The following is a 24,995-nucleotide window of genomic DNA, read 5'->3' as shown; positions in this document are numbered from 1 at the left end:
GCTGCGCGGGCGACTTGAAGATGAGGCGCATACGGCCCTGAGCCACTACTGCTCACCGCACCATCAGACCAGCCCGCTGCATCCGGTGATCGGGCTGTTGGAGCGGGCGGCAGGATTTGCCGCGGATGACCCCGCCGCAACGCGGCTCGACAAGCTCGAGGCGCTGCTTGCGCTCTCGAGCAATGATGTCAGCGTGGTGGCCCCGCTGCTCGCAGCATTGCTGTCGCTCGAGACCGGTGCGCGCTATCCGCCGCTCGACATGAGCCCGCATCGGCAGAAGGAGCGGACGCTCGAGGTGCTGGTCGATCAGGTCCTGGGCCTCGGAACGCGCCGGCCCGTCCTGGCCCTGTACGAGGACGTGCACTGGGCCGATCCGACCTCGCTCGAGCTGCTCGATCTCCTGATCGACCGGGTGCAAGGCGCCCCCGTGCTCGTCCTCATCACCTTCCGGCCGGAGTTCGAGCCATCCTGGACGTGCTATGCCCATGTCACCGCGCTGACCCTCAGCCGGTTGAGCCGCCGTCAGGGGGCGGCCATGGTCGCGCGGCTGAGCGGCAGCAAGGCGCTCCCCCCCGCGGTGCTCGACCAGATCGTGGCCAAGACGGACGGCGTGCCGCTGTTCGTCGAGGAGCTGACGCGGACCGTGCTGGAGACAAATCTGCTCCGGGATGAGGGCGACCACTACGCGCTCGCCGGACCGCTGCCGCCGATGGCGATTCCGGCCACGCTCCAGGAGTCGCTGCTGGCCCGGCTCGACCGGCTGGCCCCGGCCCGAGAGGTCGCCCAGGTCGCGGCCGCGATTGGCCGGGAGTTCTCTCACGAACTGCTCGCGATTGCGGCGGCGCTGCCGGAGAGCGAACTGCAGGCTGCGTTGGACGACCTCGTCGGCTCGGGCCTGGCGTTCCGGCGCGGGACGCCGCCCCTGGCGACCTACAGCTTCAAGCACGCGCTCGTGCAGGACGCCGCCTATGCGACCCTGGTGCGCGCGAAGCGGCAGCGCTTGCACGCCCGGATCGCCGCCGCGCTCGAGCAACATTTTCCAGAGTCCGTGCAGGTGCAACCCGAGCTTCTGGCCCACCATTACATGAAGGCGGGGCTCGCCGAACCGGCGATCGATTATTGGCTCAGGGCGGGACGGCGAGCCATCTCCCGCTCGGCTATGATCGAAGCGCTCGCGCAGTTGCGGAACGGGTTGGATCTGCTTGCCGGCCTGCCGGAGGCCGATCGACGGTGGCGAGAACTCGACCTTCAGGTGGCGTTGGGCGTGGCGCTAATGGCAACGCAAGGCTGGGCGGCGCCGGAAGCCGGGCGGGCCAACACCCGTGCCCGCGAGCTCTGCGAGCAGATCGGGGCCACCACCCAGCTCTGGCCCGTGCTCTACGGTCAATGGGTGTTCCACGGCGTGCGCGCCGAGCACAACGCGGCGCGCGAAGTGGCAGACGAGTTTGCACGCCGAGCGCAGGACCAACAGGAGGATTCCGTCACCTTGGTGGCTCACCGCGTCCGCGGGACTGGCGCCTTTTGGCGCGGCGAGGCAGCTGCTGCCCGTGGTGATCTGGAGCGGACGCTCGCCCTCTATGATCCGGAGCGACATCACCCGCTCGCATTTCTCTATGTGCAGGATCCTCGGGTCGCGGCGCTGTCGGGGCTGTCATGGACGTTGTTTGCGCTGGGCTATCCGGAGCAGGCCCGGGCGCGGAGCCGCGAAGCGATCGAGGCCGCCCTCAAACTCGCTCACCTCAACACGCTGGGATACGCCCTGTTGTTTGCGTCATTCTTCGAGCAGTTCCGCCGGGCCGGGCGTGAGGCGCGGGACCGAGCCGAGGCACTGGTTGAGTTGGCGATCGAGCAGAATTTTCCGCATTTCCTCGCAGCGGCGTCGACCATCCGGGGATGGGCTCTGCTCCAGTCGGGAGAGACTGACACAGGGCTGGCGCAGCTTCGGCAGGGCCTCCCAGCCTGGCAAGCCACCGGGGCCGGACTCTATGAGCCGTATTTCCTCGGCCTTCAGGCTGAGGCCCTCGGCCGTTCCGGCGCAGTGGAGGAAGGCTTGGATCTGATTGCAAAGGCGCTGGGCCGAGTGGAAGAAACCGGCGAGCGGTGGTTCGAGGCCGAGCTCCATCGGATGAAGGGCGAGTTGATGCTGCGGCTGCGGAAGGCCGATCCGGCCGCTGCGGAAGCGCGGTTTCGGCAAGCGGCGTCAGTTGCACGACAGCAGGGCGCCAAGCTGTGGGAGTTGCGTGCAACAACATGCCTTGCAGGACTGTGCAGAGAACAGGGGCGGCATGGCGAGGCTCACGACCTCCTCAGCCCGCTCTATAGCCAGTTCACTGAGGGCTTTGGGACCCCGGATCTACAGGCTGCCAGAGCAATGCTTCGAGAGATCATTGCCAGCTCCGAGCCGAAGAACAATACCAGTAGTTGATCCAGCATACGGGCACAGCAGTCTCTTGGCCAAGTCGCCTGGACAAGTTTTCATTCAGTCGTGGTGTGAAGCCGCTCGCCGCTGAAATGGCGGCTTAGGGTCAAAAGCTGCGGTAGGCCCTAGGCTGAACCGACGCCCGGTTTGCCCCTGGGAGCCGACATGGGACGGGCTCGAGCGAGCTTCGGCTAAGGGCTAAAACCGGAACTCAGCCAGGCAGTCACGGGGCGAGGCCGCCTAGGCGGGCTTGCTACGCTTCGCCGTCTCGCACTGCTTGTTGCAGCCGGCATCGAGCCGCTTGCAGCGATTCCTTTATGCGGCTCGCCGTGGCGTCAACCGCGGAATCCAGCGCGGCACATTAGTCCGAAAGCTCTCGTACTCCGTGCCGAATGTTTGCTTGAGCGTCGGTTCTTCGTACATCACTACAAAGAGATGAAAAAAACAGCCAGAGTAGCGCGCCGTACCAGAGGAGACGCCAGTCACCAAACAAAAGGGCCTGACCAAAAATGACTGCGACGACCGCGATGTAGATGGATTTCGCACGTAGCGATAAAGGCCAGTCACTAAGAGCTTTTGTGTCGGCGCGATCGGGGCTGGCGCCCCCAGCCCCTCCAGCGCAAACCGGGCAAATGAATCCACAAGTCCGGGCACTCCGACGATGATCAATATACCGCCGAGGATCCGGGTTAGATCGACGCCGAAAAAAGCTGGCCGAAATTCCCACTGCGTGACCCACCAGGGGACGAAGCCTGCCAGCACCAACGGCGCAATGACGAAGAACAGAGCGGAGCCCAAGACAGCAATTGCTTTCGACATTGCGTACTCCTACGACCCGACAAGAATAGCTCGGCAAATCACTTTCTGCTTCGAGCATTGAACGTGGCTCCGCAATTAGTTGCGCCGGCCGTCGAGTTCTCTTCACCTCGCTTCTAACTCGCGGCTCATCTTGTTTGCGAACGAGCTGACAAATATCTCCAGCTTCGATTGCTCTTCGCCCCGACAGGGCCGGGCGTCCGTCCCACGCTCACCTTGCCCGCCGCCGGCGGGGTTGGGGCAGGGACTATGCCCCATCGCGCCGCAATAATTTCACAGTTTGAGGAACCAATACCCATGCCCGCTGGGGGATCAGCGCATGGGGGAGCCATGACTGACAGCGAGTGGAAGGAGCGCTGGCACGAGGTCGAGCGCTTTCGATTGATGGCGCATGAAACGACAGACCCAGTGGCGGCGGCTCTGCTTCTCGATATCGTGTTGGACTTAGAAGCGGACCTGAATGAGTTGGTCGACATAGAGGCGCAAAGGCTGCCGTGGCTTGGAGCAGTGGCATGAGTGCAGGCCTCGTCGATTGATCCAGCTGGGCAGCCGCTGTCAGGCGACATGGCACACCACAGCAAAAAAATCCCGGCGCTTGGCCGGGATCGATACTTCACGCCTTGTTCGTAAACCAAATCGTTGGGGCTCCCGCCACTCCCGCATTCTGCATGGCATTCTTCAATTCAGCACTCTCCGCGAAGGCTTGCGCAGCTTCAATCGTAGCGAACTCGTGAGTTACTGTGATGTCATTGGGATTTTCGACTGCTCGGTAGACAGCCTCGGCTGTTACGCCCTTCGCCTTCTGAACCGGAGCAAAATCGTCGTAAACCTTCCGCCAGGTCTTGTAGTCGGAAACCGTGTGCCTAACAAACATAGTCGTCATCAGATGTTCCTCCCTGACTGGTCGTAACAATCTTTCCACGAACGCTTGAAACAGCACTTCCAGTAGCACCAGTATAATACTGGCCGCCGCTTGGAGCTATTTCATTTCCGGGTTGCACTGATGCCATCGGACGTTTGCCCTTTGTCCGATCGAACGGCCTCATCAGTCGGATGTCCGCAGCGGGTCAAAAGCGGCGGTCCGGCGCTCGCATACGGCAGGTCCGATCTACCCTTGATAGCGGGCCTCCCTACGCCAACGACGCCGGTCCGATATCCCCAATAGAGTTCGCGCGATAATCGGGACGCCGCGCACGCCCATCTCGCGCGCGCCAAAGCCGCCGCACCGCTCAGCCTTGTGGTGGCAGGCACCACCTGTAAATTTCCCAAGTGTTGGCAACTAGGCGCACCGGTTAAGTGGTCGGCAGGTCTTGAGCGCTGCACGCACCATGAAAACACCGAAGCCAAAGCAATGGGCCGAGCAGGAGGTCCGACGATTGGTCGGGCTGGCCCGGCAGGGAATTGGCGCATCGAAGATAGCCGCCGAACTGGGCCGCCATGCCGGGTCGGTGAGGCGCATGGCGCGAACGATGGGACTACTGTTGAAGAAGTAGTTGTCAAGCGACCCTGAGCGCAGCGCGGCTGACTTACAGCCCAAAGCCTGGTAGCTCATTTCGATGCACGCGTCGACGGGACGATCGAGATGCAAACCACCACAATGGATATCGCGGATTACCTCAAGCAAGGCGGCCAAACCCCTGGGCACCGCGAACTATGGCGGCTGCTGAAGACGCTCTTCAAAGACACTGGTGACACCGACGAGCTGATCGACTAGCCGCAGCGTTTGGCCAGCCTTTTGGGCCGCTTGAGCAGCATCCGCCTGGCCTTCGCCTCTGAACGCTTTTTGATCTCGGCCTTGATCTGTTCGATCAGGGTTTCTTCTGACTTTTGGATCTTAAGGGTGGAGTTCACATTCGCGCCCTCCGATGAGCCGTGCAGCTCAACAGGCTAGTCCAATTTGGCCCCACGCAAAAGCCGCCAAGGTTTCCCTCGGCGGCTTGTGCCGTTGCGCTGCTTTTGCGTAGAGGTTTGCCGCGCCGAGCGGTACTCGAACGTGGCCCAAGCCTGCTAGCCGCAGGTCGCACCGCCTTCATCTGAATGAGGCGGTCAATGCGTTGCCTGTGTGTCGGGGCCAACGTGTCCCCGATGACATATGATGTGGTCACCGGCACGATGCTAATCAAGCCAGTGCTGTTGTCCTATAGATGAAATCGATAGTCCCGTCGCCCCCGGGCCGCAGAAGTCTCACCTGCGGGCATCGCGACCATATCTTTCGTTGGTCCGTTAGAACCCCGCAATCGGACATCAGGGCGTCGAAGCAGAGAGGCAGCTACGGGCCAAGAGCAGCCGTTCAAGCACGGCATTTCCAGCTAAAAGTCTTCGTCCCACTTAACCGGTCCCCACGGTTGAGAAGCGGCCCACGCCTTTAATTCTTCGAGAGATAAATGCTCGCCCGAGTTTCCAAACAAGCAATAGTACAAAAAACCGTCCTTCGTTTCAGGTATAGGTCGGCTCTCGGCTATTGATGGCTCTTGGTCGGTATTCCGGTCAAATCGAGACGCCGCGAGACGCGCTTCCTTCCGGTAAGCTGCGATGCGCTGCGGAATGTTTCCATCATAATACCAAGTCCCTTCCGCAACTTTTTCACTCATGTCGGCACTCGCAAGCTAAAGCCGCCTCTCTTGTAACGAACAACGCAGAATGACTGCAATGGGTCAAACTGAGAAGTCCGGGCGCTCAGCCGGCAGGTCGGCTTTACCCCCCAACTCCAGACAAACCGCTGCATCGGACCAACTGAGCCATGGGCCGGACATCCCGTTCGTGACGCGGCGGCGGCAAAACAGGCGACATAGAACAGGCGGATGGCGCACCATACGTCCGGAACTTGATTTAGCGCAAAAGAGCTGAGGCGACTTGGGGCTAGGCTTTCGAAGCTTCTCAATCGGTCACCTTGTGGATCGCAGCAATGATCATTGAGCGCTTAAGCCAAGAGCACCGCAATATCGAGAAACTGCTCGCCATCCTTGAGCGGGAACTTCAGGTTTTCGATCGGGGCGACCGCCCCGACTATGAGGTTATCGGCGCGGTTATCAGCTACTTCGAACTTTACCCGGAGGTTTACCACCATCCTCAGGAAGACCTGGTCTTCGACAAGCTGAAAATTCGCGATCCCGGTGCGGCTGCGAAGGTCGGTGATCTCGCTCGCGAACACCAGAAGGGGGCCGACCTTTTGCGCCGCGTCGCTCATGCGGTCGACGATGTTCTCGCGGATCGCGAACTGCTTCGGCAGGATGTGCATGCCATCGTTCGCGATTTCATAGAGCACGAGCGGCGCCACATCATGAAGGAAGATCGCGATTTCTTTCCCGCCGCCCTGAAGGCTCTCGAGCCTGAAGATTGGACGGAGATCGCTTCGGCCATAACCAATCCTGAGGATCCACTGTTCAGCGAGGCGGCCGAAGAGACGTTCGACGCGCTACGGGCGCGCATCTTGCAGTTGGAACAAGAAGCCGAAGCCGGACGGCACTAGTCAAGCTCATTCGCATTGCGCCGATCGGACTCAATGTCCGAAAGGTCAAAAGCGTCGTTCTCATCGCCGCCGGTCACTTCCGGCGTGCCAGGCGGGCCGGCCCGCCCATGAGCGTGGGGTTGGGCTTGGGGCCGTCCGATCGCGTACCGCCCTATTTTGTGCTACCTAGTTGGACAAAAGGTAGCAGGAGGAAGCCAACGATGACTGACGATCAAGTCAATCGCGTCGTTCAGCACCTTTGCGAGCAAATGCACCTGGCGCTCCGATTGAAGGACAGCGAGGCACATCCACCAAACGCCAAGGATATTGGGTTTGATCCTGCCTTTGTAAGAACTGTCTTGCTGACCGGGTTGCGCACGGCGGGTGTCGCGATCAACCACGAGGCAGCCGGGGCCGGCGAAGAGCCGCCGTGGTCCTGAACGCAAAACGCGAGACAGAAGCTCGCGCCAATGTCTGGGTTGGGTCAGAAACGGTCATGGCTGCCGGGCGACCGCCCTCATCCCCGGCCCGCCGGCGGGACGACATAAAGCGTCAGCGCAAAGACCGCATAAATGAAGATCATCAGCGCGCCGACGAACCATGCTGAGCGCCCGCTGGCCGTGATGAAGGCCGACGTGACGGTGGCGATCATCACCATGGTGACGGCGCCCGGCCAGAACTGCAGGTTCATCGGCGTTGGCCCCACGACGTAGCTGAGCAGCACCAGCGCGGGTGCGACGAACAGCGCGATCTGGGAGGCGCTGCCGAGCGCAATGCTGACGACCATGTCGAGCCGGTCCTTGCGCGCCGCGCCGAACGCCACCGCAAATTCGGCGGCAGCGCCGACCAGCGAAACGACGATGAAGCCGACGAAGGCCGGGCTCATCCCGAACGTCTCCGCCGCCTTCTGCACCGATTCCACGAAGATTTCACTCACGAGCGCGACCAGCACGGTGACGGCCAGCAGCGTGCCGACGGCGATGCCGATCGGCCAGTGCGCCTCCTTGTCCTCGCCATGATCGGCGCTTGCGAACAATTCCTTGTGCGTCCCGAGCGAGAACAACAGGCCGAGCGCATAAGCGATGATCAGCAGGACCGAAATGCCGACGCTGAGCGTGTTCAAGATGCCCCCGCCCTGCGGCAGATGCTCGAGATCAGCGACCGCGGAAGGCGCAAGCAGGGCGACGGTCGCCATCAGCAACAGGCCCGACGAGAGCCGCGCGCCGGCGCGGTTGTACTCCTGCACGTGGTAGCGCAGGCCGCCGAGCAGCAGGCAGGCCCCCAACATGAACACCGCGTTGGTGACGATCGCCCCCGCAATCGAGGCCTTAACCAGCATGTACTGGCCTGCACGCAGCGCCGTGATGGCAATGATGAGCTCCGTCAGATTGCCGAGCGTTGCGTTGAGCAGTCCGCCCACGGCATCGCCGGTCTTCGCGGCGACCGCTTCGGTGGCGTGGCTCAGCAGGGCCGCCAGCGGCACGATCGCAAGCACCGCCAGCACGAAGAGGAGCGTGTGGGAATGCGGGGCAGCCGCCTCGGCCACCAGCACGATGGGCACGAAGACCAGCATCCAGAGCAAAGGGGTATCCCGGATTTCCCTGAGCAGGGTTTGCATGACGGCCGCCCTTTCCATGGATGCGCTGATGGAAGGGTCTGGCGGGCCTGCGAGGCGAGTATTGATCTGCCTCAACGTGGGCCGGAGGAGACGCGCCGCTTGATGGCATGACGCGGACATCGCGCTTGACGAGAATGCGCTCCGGTCCTGTCACCGGTCGCCGCCACGATAGCATCATGCCAGTGTTTTGCCCGACGGGTCAACGTGATCGCGGTCACGAATGTCGTCGCGGCGCGGCTCGAAAATCCCTTGTCGATCAAGGGGCCTTCTACTGTGCATGGGGTTGTTTTTCGACTTTTTGTTTTGGGCGGCAGTGCACAGGTGCGCTCCCTCTCCCGGCAGGCGGCAGGGCTATCGCATATGACTTTTGGCAATGCCTGACCGCGCGCCTCGTCCTTCGAGATGACCGCTTCCAGCGGTCTCCTCAGGACGAGGCTAAGCGGCATCTTGCCGGTCGAAATTGCTGCCGCACACTCCGTCCTCATCCTGAGGGCCCGCCAAAGGCGGGCGTCTCGAAGGATGGCCGCAGCAACCTCTCTTGAATGCGTTTCCCCTGCCGCAGGCGGGAGAGGCGAAGAGCCCTTACTCCCCCTGCAACATCTCCGCGATCGCAGCGCCCGCCGCGATCGTGCCGAGCCTGCCGCCAACATCGCGGGTCGCCCTGCCCTCACCGATCGCCTTCGCCACCGCCGCCTCGATCGCCCGCGCGGCCTCCTCGTAGCGGGCCGCGCCGCTCTTTTCGCCGTACCAGCCGAGCAGCAAGGCCGTCGACAGGATCAGCGACACCGGATTGGCGATGTCCTGCCCGGCGATGTCGGGCGCCGAGCCGTGCGCGGCCTGCGCCATGGCGTAGCGGTCGCCGACATTGAGCGAGCCGCCGAGGCCAAGGCTGCCCGACAGCTCCGCCGTGAGATCGGACAGGATATCGCCGAACATGTTGGTGGCGACGATGACGTCGAAGCGATCGGGGCTCCGCACCACATGCGCCATCATGGCGTCGACCAGGATGTCGTCGACTTCGAGGCCGGGATAGGCCTTGGCCGCCTCGCGGCAGATGTCCAGAAACATCCCGTCGCCGATCTTGAGCACATTGGCCTTGTGCACGATGGTGAGGTGCCTGCGCCGCTTCATGGCGAGACGGCAGGCCGCGTGCGCGATGCGCTCGCAGCACAGACGCGTGATCCGGCGCAGCGAGATCACGACGTCAGGCGTGACCAGCATCTCGCCATTGCCCTGCTCCATGTTGCGGTCGGCATAAAACCCTTCGGTGTTCTCGCGCACCACGACGAGATCGAATTCGCCGAGACGGCCGGGCCGCCCGGCATAAGTGCGCGCGGGCCTGACATTGGCGTAGAGGTCGAGGCTCTTGCGGAAGTGCCTGGACGGATTGATCTCGCCACGCGCCTCGTCCTTGAAGTCGAAGGTCGCGGTCGGGCCCAGGATCAGGCCGTCGGCGGCGCGGACGATGTCGAGCAGCTCGGGGCGCACCGTCGTGCCGAATTGTTTCAGGCTCGCATGCCCGACCGCATGCTCCTCCAGGCGAAGATTGAGCTGGAAGCGTTCCGAGGCCGCGCGCAGCACGAGCGATGTCGCGGTCGTGATCTCGGGTCCGATGCCGTCACCGGGCAGAACGACGAGTTGCATGACGATCCCCTGAAATTGCAGCAGCTCGCGCGATCATACGCCAGCGCGCAGGCGCATCGCCTGACCTTCGCGCATACACAGCATGCAGGCATGTGCCTGTGGCAGCGGCCTCAAGCGTAGTACATGCCGAAAAGTCCCCTATGGCCACGCCGCCGGAGCAACGCGCCAACGCAATGACGATCACGTTACCTGCCGCCGCGCGCGAGCCCGACCACCCGATCGCCGACGGCCTGCCGGCCGCGCAGCGGCGCTGGGCGATCGCCGCCATCTTCACCGCGCTGGCGATGGCCTCGCTCGACACCGCGATCGCCAACATCGCACTGCCCGCCATTGCTGCCGATCTGCATGTCACGCCGGAGCAGTCGGTCTGGGTGGTCAACGTCTACCAGATCGCGCTGGTGGCGACGCTGCTGCCGTTAGGGGCGCTCGGCGAGATCGTCGGGCACCAGCGCATCTATCTCGGCGGCCTGATCCTGTTCACCATCGCCTCGCTGTTCTGCGCGGTGGCGTGGTCGCTGGACAGCCTGCTGGTGGCGCGCACGCTGCAAGGCCTGGGGGCCAGCGGCATCATGAGCGTCAACACGGCGCTGGTGCGCTTCGTCTATCCCGGCCGGATGCTGGGCCGCGGCCTCGGCCACAACGCACTGGTGGTCGCGACCGCCTTCACCTTCGGGCCCTCGATCGCCTCCGCCATCCTCGCGCTCGGCCCGTGGCCGTGGCTGTTCGCCGTCAACATCCCCTTCGGCCTCGTTGCGATCGGCATCGGCTTTGCGATGCTGCCGAAGACGCCGCGGGCCGATCACGGCTTTGACTTTCTCGGCGCGATCCTGGCGTCTGCCTGCCTCGGCCTGTTCATCACGGGGATCGGCAGCGCCGCGCACAATCTGTCGCCTTTCGTCGTCGGCATCGAACTGGTCGCGGCCCTCGCGCTCGGCTTCATCCTGACGCGCCGGCACGCCGATCATCCGGCACCGATGCTGCCGATCGACCTGTTCAGCCGGCCGATGTTCGCGCTGTCGGCGGCGACCGCCGTGTGCTCCTTCGCGGTGCAGGGCCTCGCCTTCGTCTCGCTGCCGTTCTATTTCGAGGATGTGCTGGGGCGCTCGCAGGTCGAGACCGGCTTCTTCATGACGCCCTGGCCGCTGGTGGTCGGCATCATGGCGCCGATCGCCGGGCGCCTGTCCGACCGGCATGCGGTCGGGCTGCTCGGCGGCATCGGGCTCGTGCTGCTCGGCCTCGGCATGGCCCTGCTCGCGCTGCTGCCGGCCAACCCTGCTATCCCCGATATCTTCTGGCGGATGGTGATCTGCGGCATGGGCTTCGGCTTCTTCCAGGCGCCGAACATGAAGGCGGTGATGTCGAGCGCGCCGCCCCACCGCAGCGGCAGCGCCTCCGGCATCGTCGCCACCGCGCGCCTGACCGGACAGACGACGGGAGCCGCGCTCGCGGCGCTCTGCTTCGCGCTGGCCGGTCATGACGGTGCGACCGTCGCGCTGGCGCTCGGTGCAGGCTTTGCCGCGCTCGGCAGCGTGATGAGCTTCCTGCGGCTGGCGGTGAAGTAAGGCCTTCAGGCCAGGTGCCGCGCCGCCGTCACATCGATCGTTGCCGGCGGGATGATCGTCCCGTCGTCCAGCGCAGCGAGACGCGCGTCGATGGCTGCGATGACCTTACGCGAGTACGGCCCGAGATGCGCATAGGCCGCGATCATCTGCACCGCGATCCGCGCCGATGACGTGTCGCGCTTGGCGCAGTTCATGAAGGTCTGCCAGAGCGGCCCGCGCGCTTCCGGAATCGCGGTGACCACGCGGTGCACCGTCTCCATCGCCCCGATCTTGGCGCGGATGTCGCCCTCCGCAAGCTCGTGGCGCTGCCGCGAACGGTCGAGCAGCGTCATCAAGCGGTCGATGCGTCCAGCATAGGCAGTCGGATTGTAGATGCGCTCCAGCACCCGCTTGTAATCCATCAGGATGTCGCGCAGCGGGCGCACCGGATCGAAGTTGATCCCATCCGTGCACTGATCGGCGCCGATGGTCGGCGCCAGATCGTGACCCGGGTGCAGCCGGCCTTCGCGCTCCAGGCGGCGCGTCAGCTGCGTGTTCGGCAAGGCATAGAGCAGGCCGACCATGCTGACGGGGATCGCCGCCTCCTCGATGAATTCGATCATGGCCTCCGCCATCGAGACCTTCTCATTGTCGAAGCCGACGATGAAGCCCGCTGTGACGAGAATGCCGGCGGCGTAGATCTTGTGGATGCTCTCGGCGATGTTGCGCCGCGTGTTCTGCTTCTTCCGCATCGCGACCAGCGTCGCCGGATCCGGACTTTCGATGCCGACGAAGATGCCGAAGAAATTGGCCGCCCCCATTTGCTCCAGCAGCTCCGGATCGTCGGCGAGGTTGATCGAGGCTTCGGTGGAGAATTCGAACGGATAGCCGTGGGCCCGCTGCCATTCGGCGAGCTGCGGGAGGAACAGCCGCAGCGACTTCTTGTTGCCGATGAAATTGTCGTCGACGAAGTCGAGATGGCCGCGGTAGCCCATCTGGTAGAGCGTCTCGAGCTCGACGAACATCTGCTCGGCCGTCTTGGTTCGCGGCACGCGTCCGTAGAGCTCGATGATGTCGCAGAACTCGCAGGTGAAGGGGCAGCCGCGCGAATACTGCACGCCGAGATAGAGATAGTCCTCGAATTTGAGCAGGTCGAACCGCGGCACCGGCGTGCTGGTGACGTCGGCCTGGAATTTCGGCGCGGTGAAGACACCGGAGCGCACACCGCCCTCCCAGGCCGCGATGAATTCGTCGATGACACTCTCGGCCTCGCCGAGCACCCGGAAGTCGGCCTTCTCATAGATGTGGGGGCTGGAGGTCGGATCGGGACCGCCGACGACCACCGGCTTGCCCGCCGCGCGGCATAGCTCGATCAGGCGCAGCGTGTCGGCCTGCTGCGGCAGCATTCCGCCGGTGAAGACGACGTCGGCCCAGGCGAGATCCTCGTCGCTCAGGGGCGTCGTGTTGCAATCGATCAGCCGGACCGTCCAGCTGTTGGGCAGCATCGCGGCAACGGTGATCAGGCCGAGAGGAGCAGCGGGGCGCTTCACGCCCATCAGTTCGCAGGACTCACCAAAACTCCAGAACGACTCCGCCGTGAACAGCGGATAGAGCATCAGCACGTTGGGGCTCGGCACGTTCATGGAACTCCTTCTGGCTTCGGCCCAGTGTAGCAGAGCATCTTCGTCTTGCACCCCGGCAAAAGGGACAAACTGTCGATCGCTCCTGCGAGGGGAACACGCCGGACGTCGTCCCAGGCCCTGGATTGGCGCCCGGGGAGGGGCCGCGCCCCGCCGAAAGGGGGCACCGCACAACACCGCCGGCCCCTAAATCATCCTGCGACCGCGAAAATCTTCGACGGCCACCCCGCGGACTGTTGATTTGAACCGTCCCAGATTGCCGGACACATTGCGCCCCTGAGTCTAATCGGTGGATTGGGCCAATCAGGGGACTTGCGATGGCAAATCTAACAATAAACGGAAAAACCTTCACACTCGACGTCGAACCGGATACGCCGCTGCTCTGGGCGATCCGCGAGAATGCCGGCCTGACCGGCACCAAATACGGCTGCGGCATTGCACAATGCGGCGCCTGCACGGTTCACATCGACGGCGTCGCCACCCGCTCCTGCGGCGTTTCGGTCGCCGAGGCCGAGGGCAAGAAGATCACCACGATCGAAGGGCTCGCCTCCGGCAAAACGCTGCACAAGGTGCAGGAAGCCTGGATCGCGAAGGACGTCCCGCAATGCGGCTATTGCCAGAGCGGCATGATCATGGCGGTGGCGGCCCTGCTGAGCGAGAAGCCGAAGCCGACCGATGCCGACATCGACGAGGCCATCACCAATATCTGCCGCTGCGGCACCTTCCAGCAGGTGCGCGAGGCGATCCACACGATCGCAAGCGCGTAAGGAGCCGCCCCATGAACAAGCACGTCTCTCCCAAGATGAACCGTCGTGCCTTCGTCATCGGCAGCGCCGCGGTCGGCGCGGGCCTCGCAATCGGCCTCGACCTTCCCTTCGGCGGTCCCGCCGTGGTGCGGGCCGCCGACGGCTCGCCCGAGATCGGCGCCTGGGTCGTGGTCAGACCCGACGACACCGTGGTGATCCGCATCGCCCGCTCCGAGATGGGCCAGGGCTCGCTGACAGGCCTCGCCCAGCTCGTCGCCGAGGAGCTCGAATGCGACTGGTCGAAGGTCACGACCGAATATCCGACCCCCGGCCAGAGCGTCGCCCGCAAGCGCGTCTGGGGCGATTTCTCGACCGGCGGTAGCCGCGGCATCCGCTCCTCGCAGGACTATGTCCGCAAGGGCGGCGCCACCGCGCGCGTGATGCTGATCCAGGCCGCCGCCGATTCGTGGAAGGTGCCGGCCTCCGAATGCACGGCCGCGAGGAGCGTCATCACCCATACGCCGACGGGCCGAACCACGACCTACGGCAAGGTCGCCGAGGCCGCGGCGAGGCTGACGCCGCCGGCCGACGTCAAGCTGAAGGACCCGAAGGACTGGAAGCTGGTCGGCAAGGGCGTGCTGCGCCTCGACACCGCCGACAAGACCACCGGTACGATGGTCTACGGCATCGACGTCAAGGTGCCGGCCATGCTGAACGCCGCGATCAAGGACTGCCCGGTGTTCGGCGGCAAGCTGAAGAGCTATGACGAAGCCAAGATCGCCGGCATGAAAGGCGTCAAGAAGGTCGTCAAGGTCGGCGATACCGCGGTTGCGGTCGTTGCCGACACCTGGTGGCACGCCAAGACCGCGCTGGAAGCGCTGCCGATCGTCTGGGACGAGGGCGACAACGCCAAGGTCTCCAGCGAGTCGATCGCGAAGTGGCTGGCGGAAGGGCTCGACAACGAGCAGCCGGCTTATGTCGGCAACAAGAACGGCGACGTGAAGGCAGCAATTGCCGGCGCCGCGAGGAAGGTCGAAGCGGTCTACAACTACCCTTACCAGAACCACGCCACGATGGAGCCGATGAACGCCACCGCGCTCTACACGGCGGACAAATGCGAGGTCTGGTGCGGCACGCAGAATGGCGAGGCGGCCTTCGCGGCGGTGCTGGAGGCCTCCGGCCTGCCGGCGGAGAAGTGCGACGTGCACAAGGTAATGCCTGGCGGCGGTTTCGGCCGGCGCGGCCAGACCGACTACGTCCGCCAGGCGGTCATGATCGCCAAGCAGATGCCGGGCACGCCGATCAAGCTGTTGTGGTCGCGCGAAGAGGACATGGCGCACGGCAGGTATCACCCGATCACCCAGTGCAAGATGACCGGCGCGTTCGACGCCGACAACAATCTGGTCGCGCTGCACTACCGCCTGTCCGGGCAGTCGATCCTGTTCTCGCTCCGCCCCGAGGCGCTCCAGAACGGGATGGATCCGGCCGCATTCCAGGGCGTCGCCCAATCCGGCGAGGCCGCGTTCGGCTATTCGGTGCCGAACCTGCTGATCGAGCATGCGATGCGCAACCCGCACGTTCCGCCGGGCTTCTGGCGCGGCGTCAACGTCAATCACAACGCGATCTACATGGAATGCTTCATGGACGAGCTGGCCAATGCCGCAGGCCAGGACCCGCTCGAATTCCGCCGCAAGCTGATGGGCAATCACCCCAAGCACCTGGCGGTGCTCAATGCCGTGGCCGAGAAGATCGGCTGGAGCAAGCCGGCGCCGCAGGGCGTCTATCGCGGCATCGCGCAGGTCATGGGCTATGGCAGCTACGTCGCCGGCGCCGCCGAGATCTCGGTGACCGACGGCAGCAAGATCAAGGTGCATCGCATCGTCGCCTCCACCGACCCCGGCTACGTCGTCAATCCGGCGCAGGTGGAACGGCAGATCGCGGGCTCCTTCGTCTATGGCCTGTCCGCGCTGTTCTACGGTGGCTGCACCGTCAAGGACGGCAAGATCGAGCAAACCAACTTCGACACTTACAATTCGATGCGCATCAACGAGATGCCGAAGGTGGAATCGGTGATGGTGCCGAGCGGCGGGTTCTGGGGCGGCGTCGGCGAGCCGACCATCGGCGTTGCGGCGCCGGCGGTGCTCAACGCGTACTTCGCCGCGACAGGCAAGCGCATCCGCTCCGTGCCGCTACGCGACCAGAACATCACCTTCGCCTGAGAGAGGCCGCGGCGGCCACGACGGCCGCCGCGTCATTTTGCCTGGATGATCCCAATGAGTACGCGCCCGGTGACACGGCGGAATGCCGTGCTCGGCATCACCGCGGCAGCCGCAACGCTGGCGCGGCCATCGATTTCAAGGGCGCGGTCCGCGGGCCTCGTGGTCGTGGTCGGCGGCGGCTTTGGCGGTGCGGCCTGCGCGAGAGCATTGAAGCGGGCCAATGCGTCACTCGACGTCACGCTGATCGACGCGAACAGGGTGTTCACCGCCTGCCCGTTCAGCAACGAGGTGATCGCGGGTCTACGCGACATCCAACTCCAGCAATTCAGCTATGACAAGCTCGCCGCCGACGGCGTCTTTGTCGTCAGCGAGACCGCGACGAGGATCGACCCGCAGCAACAAAGCGTCACTGTCGAAGACAGCACCTCGTTCTTCTACGACCGCCTCGTGCTCTCGCCCGGCATCGACTTCCACGTCGAAGCCCTGCCCGGCTACGACGACGCGGCGTCGGAAAAGATGCCGCATGCCTGGAAAGCCGGCGCGCAGACGCTGCTGCTGCGCAGGCAGTTGGAGGCGATGGACGACGGTGGCACGGTCGCCATCGCAATCCCCGCCAATCCCTCGCGCTGTCCGCCGGCGCCCTACGAGCGCGCCAGCCTGATCGCGCATTACCTGAAGACGAAGAAGCCGCGCTCGAAGGTGCTGGTCCTCGATGCCAAGGACAATTTCTCGCAGCAGCGGCTGTTCGAGAAGGCCTGGAAGGAGCTTTACGGCGACATGATCGAACGCATCGCGCTGTCGCAAGGCGGCCGCGTGACCTCCGTTGACGCACCGACGAAGACCATCGTCACCGAGTTCGGCAACTACACGCCCGACGTCGCCAACGTCATCCCGCCGCAGCGCGCCGGCCACCTCGCCCAGATCGCGGGCGCGGCGGATGCGACCGGCTGGTGCCCGATCGATCCTGTGACCTTCGAGTCGAAGCTCGCCCCGAACATCCACGTCATCGGCGATGCCTGCCTCGGCGGCGGCATTCCCAAATCGGCGTCGGCCGCGAGCGCGCAAGGCAAGGCCTGCGCCGCCGCGATCGTCAGCCTGCTCGCAGGCCGCGCCCCGGAGGCGCCACGGCTCACCGGTGTCTGCTACACCACGGTCGCGCCCGGTTACGGCTTCTCGCTTGCCGGCAACTACCGGCCCAGAGGCGATATCTTTGCCGAGGTCGAGGGCGGCGCGACCAGCCCGGTCGACGCCCCGCGCGAGCTGCGCGCCCGCGAGGCGACCGAAGCCGAGCGCTGGTTTCAAACCATCACGGCGGACACCTTTGGCTAGATTGACCGTCCATATCGCAGCAATGATCGCTGGTCTCACATTCGCCTGTGGAGCAGGTGCAGAGGAGCTCGCACCTTACACGGTCGTCGGCGACGGCATTCCGGCTTCGCTCACCGGCACGCCCGGCGATGCCGCGCGCGGACGCGCGCTGGTGCTGGCGCGCACGACGACCTGCATCCTCTGCCATTCCGGCCCCTTCCCGGAAACGCGGTTCCAGGGCGACCTCGCGCCCGATCTGACCGGCGCCGGGAACCGGTGGTCGGTGAGCCAGTTGCGGCTTCGTCTGGTCGATGCGTCACGCTTCAACGCGCAGACCATCATGCCGTCCTATTATCGCAATGACGGCCTCGTCCGCGTCGGACGCAGTTTCGCCGGCAAGCCGATATTATCGGCGGCGGAAATCGAGGACATCGTGGCCTATCTTGCAACGCTTCGGGACTAGGACTGCTCATGCCAACCACGCGACGACAATTCCTGAGCCTTGCCGGCGGCATCACCGCCGCCGGGACGATCCCGATCGTCACGCTGCGACCGCTGGAGGCGACGCCCGCGATGCTCAACGCGGCGATCCGCAACGTCGTCGGTGAAGCCCAGATTCGCACCGGCAGGGTGAAGCTCGACATTCCGCCACTGGTCGAGAACGGCAACACCGTGCCGATGACCGTGAGCGTCGCAAGCCCGATGACGCCTGACGACTACGTCAAGAGCATCCACGTCTTCAACGAGAAGAACCCGCAGCCGAACATCGGCAATTTCCATCTCGGCCCCTCCTCCGGCCGCGCCCAGGTCTCGACGAGGATCCGGCTGGCCGACACCCAGAAGGTGGTCGCAATCGCCCGTCTCTCCGACGACACGTTCTGGCAGGTCGCCGCCGACGTCGTCGTGACGCTGGCAGCCTGCACCGAGGAGCTGAACTGATGGCCGCGCTGATCAACGTACCCGCAAAGGCCAGGCGCGGCGACGTCATCGAAATCCGCACGCTGACCTCGCACATCATGGAAACCGGCTTCCGCCACACCGCCGACGGCCGGCTCGTGCCGCGCGACATCATCACAAGCTTCACCTGCCGCTACAACGGCACCGAGATCTTTCGCGCCGATCTGTTTCCGGCGATCGCCGCGAACCCCTACCTTTCGTTCTTCACGGTCGCCAAGGAGAGCGGCAAGTTCGAGTTCGAATGGACCGGCGACAACGGCTATTCGTCCACCGCGTCGGCATCGATCACGGTCGAATGAATTTTTGGCGCGCGATAGCGGTGGCGACGCTGTTGGCGGCGGCCCCTGCCCTGCTCGCCGGCGAGATTGCGCCCGAGGCGCGCCGGTCCGGCTACGCTTTCATGGGGCCGGACACGCGTGCCATGCAGGATGACGACACGTCCAATCCGGGCATGCTGTTCGTGCTCGACGGCGAGACACTGTGGACGAAGAAGACCGGCAGCGCGGAGAAGGCCTGCGCGGATTGCCACGGCGATGCGCGAGGCAGCATGCAGGGCGTCGCGGCGCGCTATCCCGCTTTCGACAAGACACAGGGTCGCCCTGTCACACTCGATCAACGCATCAATCTCTGCCGCGCCAATCATCAGCAGGCAACGCCGCTCCCCTACGAGAGCCGCGACCTGCTGGCGCTGTCCGCCTTCGTCGCCCACCAGGCGCGCGGTGTCGCGATCACGGCTGGCGAGGATCCGCAAGTCAAGCCGTTCGTCGAACAGGGCCGCGACCTCTTCATGCAGCGCGAGGGCCAGCTCAACCTCGCCTGCACCAATTGCCACGACGACAACTTTGACAAGCATCTCGCCGGTGCGCCGATCACGCAGGGACAGCCGACCGGCTATCCGATGTATCGGCTGGAATGGCAGACGCTGGGGTCACTGGAGCGGCGCCTGCGCAGCTGCATGTCCGGCGTCCGCGCCCAGGCCTACGATTACGGCGCACCGGAGCTCGTCGCGCTCGAGCTCTTTTTGATGTCGCGGGCGCGCGGCCTGCCGATGGAAACACCGGCCGTGCGGCCTTGATTCCTTCGAATTAGGACTAGGCAGGCGCGGCACGGTCGCTAGTATCCCTCCCAAAGACGATGAGTCACAGGGAGGACTTGAAGTGGTCGACTACAGAATCTCGCGCCGTACGCTCTTGACGGGCACGGCAGCGGCTGGCGCGCTCAGCCTGACCGGATTGCCGGCGCGCGCCGAGGTCAACTGGAAGAAATATGCCGGGACCAAGCTGGAGGTGATCCTCGCCAAGGGTCCGCGCGGCGACAACCTGCAAAAGAACATCAAGGAGTTCACCGATCTCACCGGCATCCAGGTGGAATCGGAGCAGATCCCCGAGCAGCAGCAGCGCCAGAAGGTCGTGATCGAGCTCACCTCGGGCCGGCCGAGCTTCGACGTGGTGCATCTCAGCTATCACGTGCAGAAGCGGCAATTCGAGAAGGCGGGCTGGCTCGCCGACATGACGCCCTTCATGAAGGATCCGACGCTGACCGCGCCGGATCTCGTGGAGAGCGATTTCTCGGCCGCCGGCCTGCAATATGCCAAGAACGACAAGGGGCAGATGCTGTCGCTGCCGTGGTCGGTCGATTATTTCATCCTCTATTATAACAAGGAGCTGTTCCAGAAGAAGGGCGTCGCTGTCCCGAAAACCTTCGACGAGATGATCGCGGCCGCCGAGAAGCTGACCGATACCAAGGAAGGGACCTACGGTTTCGTCGGACGGGGCTTGCGCAACGCCAACATGACGTTGTGGACGAACTTCTTCCTCAATTGCGGCGGCGAATTCCTCGACGCCAAAGGCAACATCCTGACCGACGGTCCGGAAGCAATCGAGGCGACAAAAATCTACCAGACGCTGCTGACGAAGGTCGCTCCCCCCGGCGTCGTCGGCTTCAACTGGATGGAGTCGATGGCTTCGTTCACGCAAGGACGATCGGCAATGTGGATCGACGGCGTCGGCTGGGCGCCGCCGCTGGAAGATCCTGCCGCCTCGCGCGTGGTCGGCAAGGTCGGCTACACCGTCGTGCCGGCCGGACCGAAGGGGCAATATTCGGCCACCTATGGTGACGGCATCGGCATTGCCGCGGCGAGCAAGAACAAGGAAGCCGCCTATCTGCTCTGCCAGTGGGTGGTCTCGAAGAAGCAAGGCGCGCGGCTTCTGCAGGCCGGCGGCGGCGTGCCGTTCCGCAACTCGATCCTGAATGACGCCGAGGTACAGAGCGGCGTGAAGATGCCCAAGGAGTGGCTGCAATCGGTGATCGATTCCGCCAAGATCAGCAAGCTGGGCCTGCCCGTAATCATCCCGGTCGCCGAATTCCGCGATCTTGTCGGCGCCGCAGTGACCTCGACCATCACAGGTACCGACCCCGCCACGGAGCTGAAAAAGGCCCACGAGCAGTTCCGGCCGATCCTGGAGCGTAGCGAAAAGACGTGAGTGCGTTGACACAAGCTGATCCGGCCGCGGCACGGTCCGATGCCGCGCCGGAGAAAGAGTTGCGGCCTCCGTCCTACTGGCCGTTCGTGGTGCCGGCGCTGGTCGTCGTGCTCGCCATCATCATCTTCCCGTGGGTCTTCACCATCTGGATGAGCCTGAACGAGTGGAAGGTCGGCTCGCCGACCACCTTCGTCGGGATCTCCAACTATCTGCGGCTGACCAGCGATCCGCGCTTCATCGAGGCGGTGGGCCACACCATGGTCTACACCGCGCTGTCGGTGCTGCTGCCGCTGGTGCTCGGCACGTTCGCAGCCGTGGTGTTCCACCAGAAATTCGCCGGCCGCGGCTTCCTGCGCGGCGTCTTCATCATGCCGATGATGGCGACGCCCGTCGCCATCGCGCTGGTCTGGACCATGATGTTCCACCCGCAGCTCGGCGTGCTGAACTACCTCTTGTCGCTGGTCGGGATACCCGCGCAGCTCTGGGTGTTTCATCCCGCGACCGTCATCCCCTCGCTGGTGCTGGTCGAGACCTGGCAATGGACGCCGCTCGTGATGCTGATCGTGCTCGGCGGCCTCGCCGCAATCCCGACCGAGCCCTATGAAAGCGCGCAGATCGACGGCGCCAATCTCTGGCAGGTGTTCCGCTTCATCACACTGCCGCTGATCATGCCGTTCCTGTTCATCGCCGGCATGATCCGCATGATCGACGCGGTGAAGAGTTTCGACATCATCTTCGCGATCACGCAAGGAGGACCCGGCTCGGCGTCGGAGACCATCAACATCTACCTCTACAGCGTCGCCTTCACCTATTACGACCTCGGCTACGGCTCGGCGATCGCGGTGGTGTTCTTCCTGCTGATCATCCTGCTTGCGGCTGTGATGCTGTATGCCCGCCAGCGCATGGTGTGGACAGAAATCGCGAGTGGCGCATGACACCTCGTCAGATCATCGGCAAGATCGGCCTGTGGCTTTCGGTGTTCGTCATCGTGTCGCCGGCAATCCTGTTCTTCCTCTGGATGCTGTCGCTGTCGCTCAAATTCGAGATCGACAACGCCGCCTACCCGCCGGTTTTCTTCCCCGAGCGTATCGCCTGGAAGAACTATGCCGACGTGCTCGCCTCCAACCGCTTCCTGACCTATTTCGTCAACAGCCTGGTCGTCACCGGCAGTGCGACCGCGCTGGCGTTGATCGTCGGCGTCCCCGCCGGCTACGGGATCGCGCGCATGGCTGCGCATAAATCCGCGATCGTGATCCTGATCGCGCGCATCACGCCCGGCCTGTCCTATCTGATCCCGCTGTTCCTGCTGTTTCAGTGGCTCGGATTGCTCGGCACGCTGGTGCCGCAGATCATCATCCATCTCGTGGTGACGGTGCCGATCGTGATCTGGATCATGATCGGCTATTTCGAGACGACGCCGCTCGAGCTGGAGGAAGCCGCGCGGATCGACGGCGCCACGCGCTGGCAGGTGTTTCGCCACGTCGCCCTGCCGATCGCCAAGCCGGGGATCGCGGTCGCCTTCATCCTCGCCATCATCTTCTCCTGGAACAACTTCGTCTTCGGCATCGTGCTGGCCGGACGCGAGACGCGCACCCTGCCCGTCGCCGTCTACAACATGATCTCGTTCGACCAGTTGAGCTGGGGGCCGCTCGCGGCTGCCGCGCTGATCGTCACCCTTCCGGTGCTGCTGCTGACGGTGTTTGCGCAGCGGCAGATCGTGGCCGGGCTCACCGCGGGCGCCGTCAAGGGCGGGTGATCACCCGATGCCTCCAATCGTGGAGATGCGATCCTGGTGGGCTCGCCAGCCCACGCGCAGGCCCACGCGTCCGCCAGCGACCTTCTCGTCCGGCCCGTAGCCGATGCCGCCGTTGAACTGCATGTTCCGATTGAGGCGGAGCGCCGCATTGAAGGCGAGACCGTTGGCTCGCTCGAAGGTCCCGTAGTTCATCGTCATGGCGAAGGTCTCGTCCGGCAGCAGCAGCGTCGGCACGCGAAGCCGGCGGTGGTGTTGTTGGCGACGGCGTTGGCGCCTGCGTCCGGAAAGAAACGGCCGGACGACTCGCCCACATTCCACTTGGAGTTGACGCACGGTTTGCGCGCACATATGCTACGGTTCGTAGCGTTACTCAGTGTGACGAAATTCGCATCCTGCGTACGAAACGCCAGCGAGACGCCAAATGTCAGCTCGTCCCCTGATCCCGCGCCGGAAGCTGTTTGGTAATCCGACCTACGTCGGCGCCAAATTATCGCCGGATGGACAATTGCTGTCCTGGCTCGCCCCGGTCGACGGCGTTCTGAACATCTGGGTATCCCCGGTCGACAGCATTACGGCAGGCCAGCCCGTGACGCGCACCAGGGGCAGACCGATCAACTGGCAGAGTTGGAGTCCGGACGGTCGCTACATCATGTTTCTCAACGATGAGAACGGGGATGAAAATCTGCACCTGTTCGTTGTCGATCCCCGCAGTTCGGAACTCCGGGATCTCACGCCCTTCGCCAATGTCCGTGCGCTGCCGACGCACTGGTCGCACATTGTCCCCGACAAGATCGCGATCAGCCTCAACGATCGCGACGTGCGATGGCACGATACGTTCCTGCTCGACCTCGCAACCGGCGAGCGCACACTGGCTTGGGAGAATCGCCAGGAATTCCATTTCGTGGGACTCGACTGGCGGCTCAAGCCGCGCCACGCCCACAGCAACGCGCCCGACGGAGGCACACGCTTTTGGCGCATCGACGAGCAGAAGGTCACGCATTGGCGCGACGTCCCGTACGAAGCCTACACGAGCACACGGCTCTGGGCGTTCGACGCCGGATGCAACCACCTCCACATGAGCTCGAGCCTGGAGCACGACAAATCGGCGCTTCTGCGGATCAACTGGTCAACCGGTGAGGAGCGCGTCCTGTTCAAAAGCGACCGCGCCGACGTGACGGGCGCCATATTCAATGCACGGACCTTCGAGCCGGAAGCGGTCTGCATCGACCCCGGCCGGCAGGAATGGACGGCTTTGACGCCAGCGGTTGCAAGCGAGCTCGATCTGATCAAGGCGAGACTTCCTGGCCACGCGTTCCATGTCGAAAGCCAAAGCGATGACGATCGCCGGTGGATCGTGACGAGCCACACAGCGGATCAGCCCGCCACATATCACCTTCTCGACCGCGACAGGCAGACCATCACCGAGCTGTTCACGGCGCGGCCCGAACTCAAGCCTTATCGCCTGGCACCAATGCAGGCTGTGCAAGGCAAGTCGCGCGACGGCTTTACCCTCGTCTCCTACCTGACCCTGCCGGCGGAGATCGAGGCCGACCGCCCGCCTCGTCCGCTGCCGATGGTCCTCATCGTCCACGGCGGTCCATGGGGGCGCGACATCTACGGCTATCGCAGGGATCATCAGTGGCTGGCCGATCGCGGCTATGCCGTCCTTTCGGTCAACTATCGGGGATCGACGGGCTTCGGCAAGGCGTTCGTTGCCGCGAGCGAAAAGGAGCATGCGGGAAAGATGCATGACGACCTCATCGACATGGTCGATTGGGCTATTGCCGAAGGCATCGCGCAAAAGGACAAGGTCGCGATCTTCGGCGTGTCGTACGGCGGACTGGCCTCATTCGTCGCCGCGACCTTCACGCCAGAGGTGTTCTGTTGTTCGGTGCCGGTGGTCGGCATCTCCAACCTGCAAACGCTGCTGGAATCGATGCCACCCTATTGGGCCGGTTTCGCGGAGTTCATGTATCGCAGCTACGGTGATCCGCGCACTGAGGAGGGCCGCAAGCTGCTCGCCGAGCGCTCACCGATCAACAAGGTCGACAATATCAAGAAGCCCATGCTGATCTTTCATGGCGCCAACGACGTCCGGTGCAAGATCGCGGAAAGCGACACCATCGTCGCCGCGATGCAGGCCAAGAACATTCCGGTGACCTACATCGTCTACCCCGACGAGGGGCACGGCTTCCAGAAGCCGGCCAATCAGCTGTCCTACATCGCGATTGCCGAGGCGTTTTTTGCACGGCATCTGGGCGGTGCGTGCGAGCCCATTGGCGAGGACTTCGAGGGATCGAGCCACGAGGTTCGCGCGGGGGCCAATATCCTGTCCGACCTGGGCGTGGCTTGAAAATTGGCGGCCGGGCGACCTTGCGCCACCCGGCCGCGATCATTGCT

At 64.1% G+C, this 24,995-nt stretch carries 25 protein-coding genes and 1 pseudogene; 18 read left to right on the top strand and 8 right to left on the bottom strand.

Features of this window, described 5'->3' with window-relative positions:
* Positions 1-2,425 (top strand): adenylate cyclase (locus tag E4K65_RS29125; RefSeq protein ID WP_135177054.1); only part of this gene is annotated, 2,425 nt, incomplete at its 5' end.
* Between the two features lie 309 nt (positions 2,426-2,734).
* On the opposite strand, the pseudogene E4K65_RS29120 reads toward E4K65_RS29125, so the two are convergent.
* A pseudogene (locus E4K65_RS29120) lies at positions 2,735-3,238 on the bottom strand (methyltransferase family protein).
* Positions 3,239-3,565: 327 nt separating this feature from the next.
* Between E4K65_RS29120 and E4K65_RS29115 the strand changes: the two are divergent.
* Positions 3,566-3,751, top strand: coding sequence for a hypothetical protein (locus E4K65_RS29115; protein ID WP_135177052.1), 186 nt, complete (start codon positions 3,566-3,568; stop codon positions 3,749-3,751).
* A 97-nt stretch (positions 3,752-3,848) separates the two neighbouring features.
* Here E4K65_RS29115 and E4K65_RS29110 read toward each other — a convergent pair whose 3' ends face one another.
* A complete protein-coding gene (locus E4K65_RS29110) occupies positions 3,849-4,118 on the bottom strand; it encodes an antibiotic biosynthesis monooxygenase (RefSeq protein ID WP_135177051.1) in 270 nt (89 codons plus the stop codon).
* Between the two features lie 699 nt (positions 4,119-4,817).
* On the opposite strand from E4K65_RS29110, the gene E4K65_RS49560 reads away from it, so the two are divergent.
* Positions 4,818-4,949, top strand: a complete 132-nt coding sequence (locus E4K65_RS49560) for a hypothetical protein (RefSeq protein WP_283813899.1) — start codon at positions 4,818-4,820, stop codon at positions 4,947-4,949.
* Here the strand turns inward: E4K65_RS49560 and E4K65_RS47650 are convergent.
* Both E4K65_RS47650 and E4K65_RS29100 read right to left on the bottom strand, forming a co-directional pair.
* Positions 4,946-5,086: a hypothetical protein gene (locus E4K65_RS47650; RefSeq protein ID WP_167771246.1), complete on the bottom strand. Its 141-nt coding sequence runs from the start codon at positions 5,084-5,086 to the stop codon at positions 4,946-4,948. The two genes, E4K65_RS49560 and E4K65_RS47650, sit on opposite strands and share 4 nt — an antisense overlap.
* 458 nt (positions 5,087-5,544) lie before the next feature.
* Positions 5,545-5,826 (bottom strand): hypothetical protein, encoded by a 282-nt coding sequence (locus tag E4K65_RS29100; protein ID WP_135177050.1) that lies wholly within the window; start codon positions 5,824-5,826, stop codon positions 5,545-5,547.
* A gap of 314 nt (positions 5,827-6,140) precedes the next feature.
* On the opposite strand from E4K65_RS29100, the gene E4K65_RS29095 reads away from it, so the two are divergent.
* Positions 6,141-6,704: a hemerythrin domain-containing protein gene (locus E4K65_RS29095; RefSeq protein WP_135177049.1), complete on the top strand. Its 564-nt coding sequence runs from the start codon at positions 6,141-6,143 to the stop codon at positions 6,702-6,704.
* 200 nt (positions 6,705-6,904) lie between these two features.
* Entirely contained in the window at positions 6,905-7,123 is a 219-nt protein-coding gene (locus E4K65_RS29090) for a hypothetical protein (RefSeq protein ID WP_135177048.1), read from the top strand.
* Positions 7,124-7,200: 77 nt separating this feature from the next.
* Here the strand turns inward: E4K65_RS29090 and cax are convergent, their stop codons facing one another.
* Complete coding sequence (gene cax, locus E4K65_RS29085) at positions 7,201-8,301, bottom strand: calcium/proton exchanger (RefSeq protein WP_135177047.1); 1,101 nt, start codon at positions 8,299-8,301, stop codon at positions 7,201-7,203.
* Positions 8,302-8,505: 204 nt separating this feature from the next.
* Between cax and E4K65_RS47645 the strand changes: the two genes are divergently transcribed.
* Positions 8,506-8,682: a hypothetical protein gene (locus E4K65_RS47645; protein WP_167771245.1), complete on the top strand. Its 177-nt coding sequence runs from the start codon at positions 8,506-8,508 to the stop codon at positions 8,680-8,682.
* A gap of 201 nt (positions 8,683-8,883) precedes the next feature.
* Here the strand turns inward: E4K65_RS47645 and E4K65_RS29080 are convergent, their stop codons facing one another.
* The gene (locus E4K65_RS29080) at positions 8,884-9,945 is read right to left on the bottom strand and encodes an isocitrate/isopropylmalate dehydrogenase family protein (protein ID WP_135177046.1); all 1,062 of its coding nucleotides are present in this window, start codon (positions 9,943-9,945) and stop codon (positions 8,884-8,886) included.
* 173 nt (positions 9,946-10,118) lie between these two features.
* Between E4K65_RS29080 and E4K65_RS29075 the strand changes: the two genes are divergently transcribed.
* Complete coding sequence (locus tag E4K65_RS29075; protein WP_135177065.1) at positions 10,119-11,507, top strand: MFS transporter; 1,389 nt, start codon at positions 10,119-10,121, stop codon at positions 11,505-11,507.
* A 5-nt stretch (positions 11,508-11,512) separates the two neighbouring features.
* On the opposite strand, the gene E4K65_RS29070 is transcribed toward E4K65_RS29075, so the two are convergent.
* Positions 11,513-13,129: a B12-binding domain-containing radical SAM protein gene (locus E4K65_RS29070; RefSeq protein WP_135177045.1), complete on the bottom strand. Its 1,617-nt coding sequence runs from the start codon at positions 13,127-13,129 to the stop codon at positions 11,513-11,515.
* Positions 13,130-13,443: 314 nt separating this feature from the next.
* Here E4K65_RS29070 and E4K65_RS29065 point away from each other — a divergent pair, with 314 nt between their 5' ends.
* The 10 genes from E4K65_RS29065 (at position 13,444) to E4K65_RS29020 (ending at position 22,595) form a co-directional block, all read left to right on the top strand.
* Positions 13,444-13,893, top strand: a complete 450-nt coding sequence (locus E4K65_RS29065) for a (2Fe-2S)-binding protein (protein WP_135177044.1) — start codon at positions 13,444-13,446, stop codon at positions 13,891-13,893.
* 11 nt (positions 13,894-13,904) lie between these two features.
* On the top strand, positions 13,905-16,091 hold the full coding sequence (locus tag E4K65_RS29060) for a xanthine dehydrogenase family protein molybdopterin-binding subunit (protein ID WP_135177043.1): 2,187 nt from the start codon (positions 13,905-13,907) through the stop codon (positions 16,089-16,091).
* 45 nt (positions 16,092-16,136) lie between these two features.
* The gene (locus E4K65_RS29055; protein WP_135177042.1) at positions 16,137-17,420 is read left to right on the top strand and encodes an NAD(P)/FAD-dependent oxidoreductase; all 1,284 of its coding nucleotides are present in this window, start codon (positions 16,137-16,139) and stop codon (positions 17,418-17,420) included.
* Positions 17,413-17,862, top strand: coding sequence for a sulfur oxidation c-type cytochrome SoxX (gene soxX / locus E4K65_RS29050; RefSeq protein WP_135177041.1), 450 nt, complete (start codon positions 17,413-17,415; stop codon positions 17,860-17,862). Before E4K65_RS29055 ends, soxX begins: the two co-directional genes overlap by 8 nt.
* A gap of 8 nt (positions 17,863-17,870) precedes the next feature.
* Entirely contained in the window at positions 17,871-18,338 is a 468-nt protein-coding gene (locus E4K65_RS29045) for a SoxY-related AACIE arm protein (protein ID WP_135177040.1), read from the top strand.
* Positions 18,338-18,655 (top strand): thiosulfate oxidation carrier complex protein SoxZ, encoded by a 318-nt coding sequence (soxZ, locus tag E4K65_RS29040; protein ID WP_135177039.1) that lies wholly within the window; start codon positions 18,338-18,340, stop codon positions 18,653-18,655. The genes E4K65_RS29045 and soxZ overlap by 1 nt, the downstream gene beginning before the upstream one ends.
* A complete protein-coding gene (soxA, locus tag E4K65_RS29035; RefSeq protein ID WP_167771244.1) occupies positions 18,652-19,431 on the top strand; it encodes a sulfur oxidation c-type cytochrome SoxA in 780 nt (259 codons plus the stop codon). Before soxZ ends, soxA begins: the two co-directional genes overlap by 4 nt.
* An 82-nt stretch (positions 19,432-19,513) precedes the next feature.
* Complete coding sequence (locus E4K65_RS29030) at positions 19,514-20,839, top strand: ABC transporter substrate-binding protein (RefSeq protein WP_135177037.1); 1,326 nt, start codon at positions 19,514-19,516, stop codon at positions 20,837-20,839.
* A complete protein-coding gene (locus E4K65_RS29025) occupies positions 20,836-21,774 on the top strand; it encodes a carbohydrate ABC transporter permease (RefSeq protein WP_135177036.1) in 939 nt (312 codons plus the stop codon). Before E4K65_RS29030 ends, E4K65_RS29025 begins: the two co-directional genes overlap by 4 nt.
* Positions 21,771-22,595: a carbohydrate ABC transporter permease gene (locus E4K65_RS29020; RefSeq protein ID WP_167771243.1), complete on the top strand. Its 825-nt coding sequence runs from the start codon at positions 21,771-21,773 to the stop codon at positions 22,593-22,595. The genes E4K65_RS29025 and E4K65_RS29020 overlap by 4 nt, the downstream gene beginning before the upstream one ends.
* Here the strand turns inward: E4K65_RS29020 and E4K65_RS29015 are convergent, their stop codons facing one another.
* A complete protein-coding gene (locus E4K65_RS29015; protein WP_235885764.1) occupies positions 22,596-22,829 on the bottom strand; it encodes a YadA-like family protein in 234 nt (77 codons plus the stop codon). It abuts the gene before it with no gap.
* A 187-nt stretch (positions 22,830-23,016) separates the two neighbouring features.
* Between E4K65_RS29015 and E4K65_RS29010 the strand changes: the two genes are divergently transcribed.
* On the top strand, positions 23,017-24,948 hold the full coding sequence (locus tag E4K65_RS29010; RefSeq protein WP_135177034.1) for a S9 family peptidase: 1,932 nt from the start codon (positions 23,017-23,019) through the stop codon (positions 24,946-24,948).
* Positions 24,949-24,995: the final 47 nt, after the last annotated feature.

The sequence above is a fragment of the Bradyrhizobium niftali genome, from assembly GCF_004571025.1.
Taxonomy (GTDB): Bacteria; Pseudomonadota; Alphaproteobacteria; order Rhizobiales; family Xanthobacteraceae; genus Bradyrhizobium; species Bradyrhizobium niftali.
This window is presented reverse-complemented; position numbering and strand designations above follow the sequence as displayed.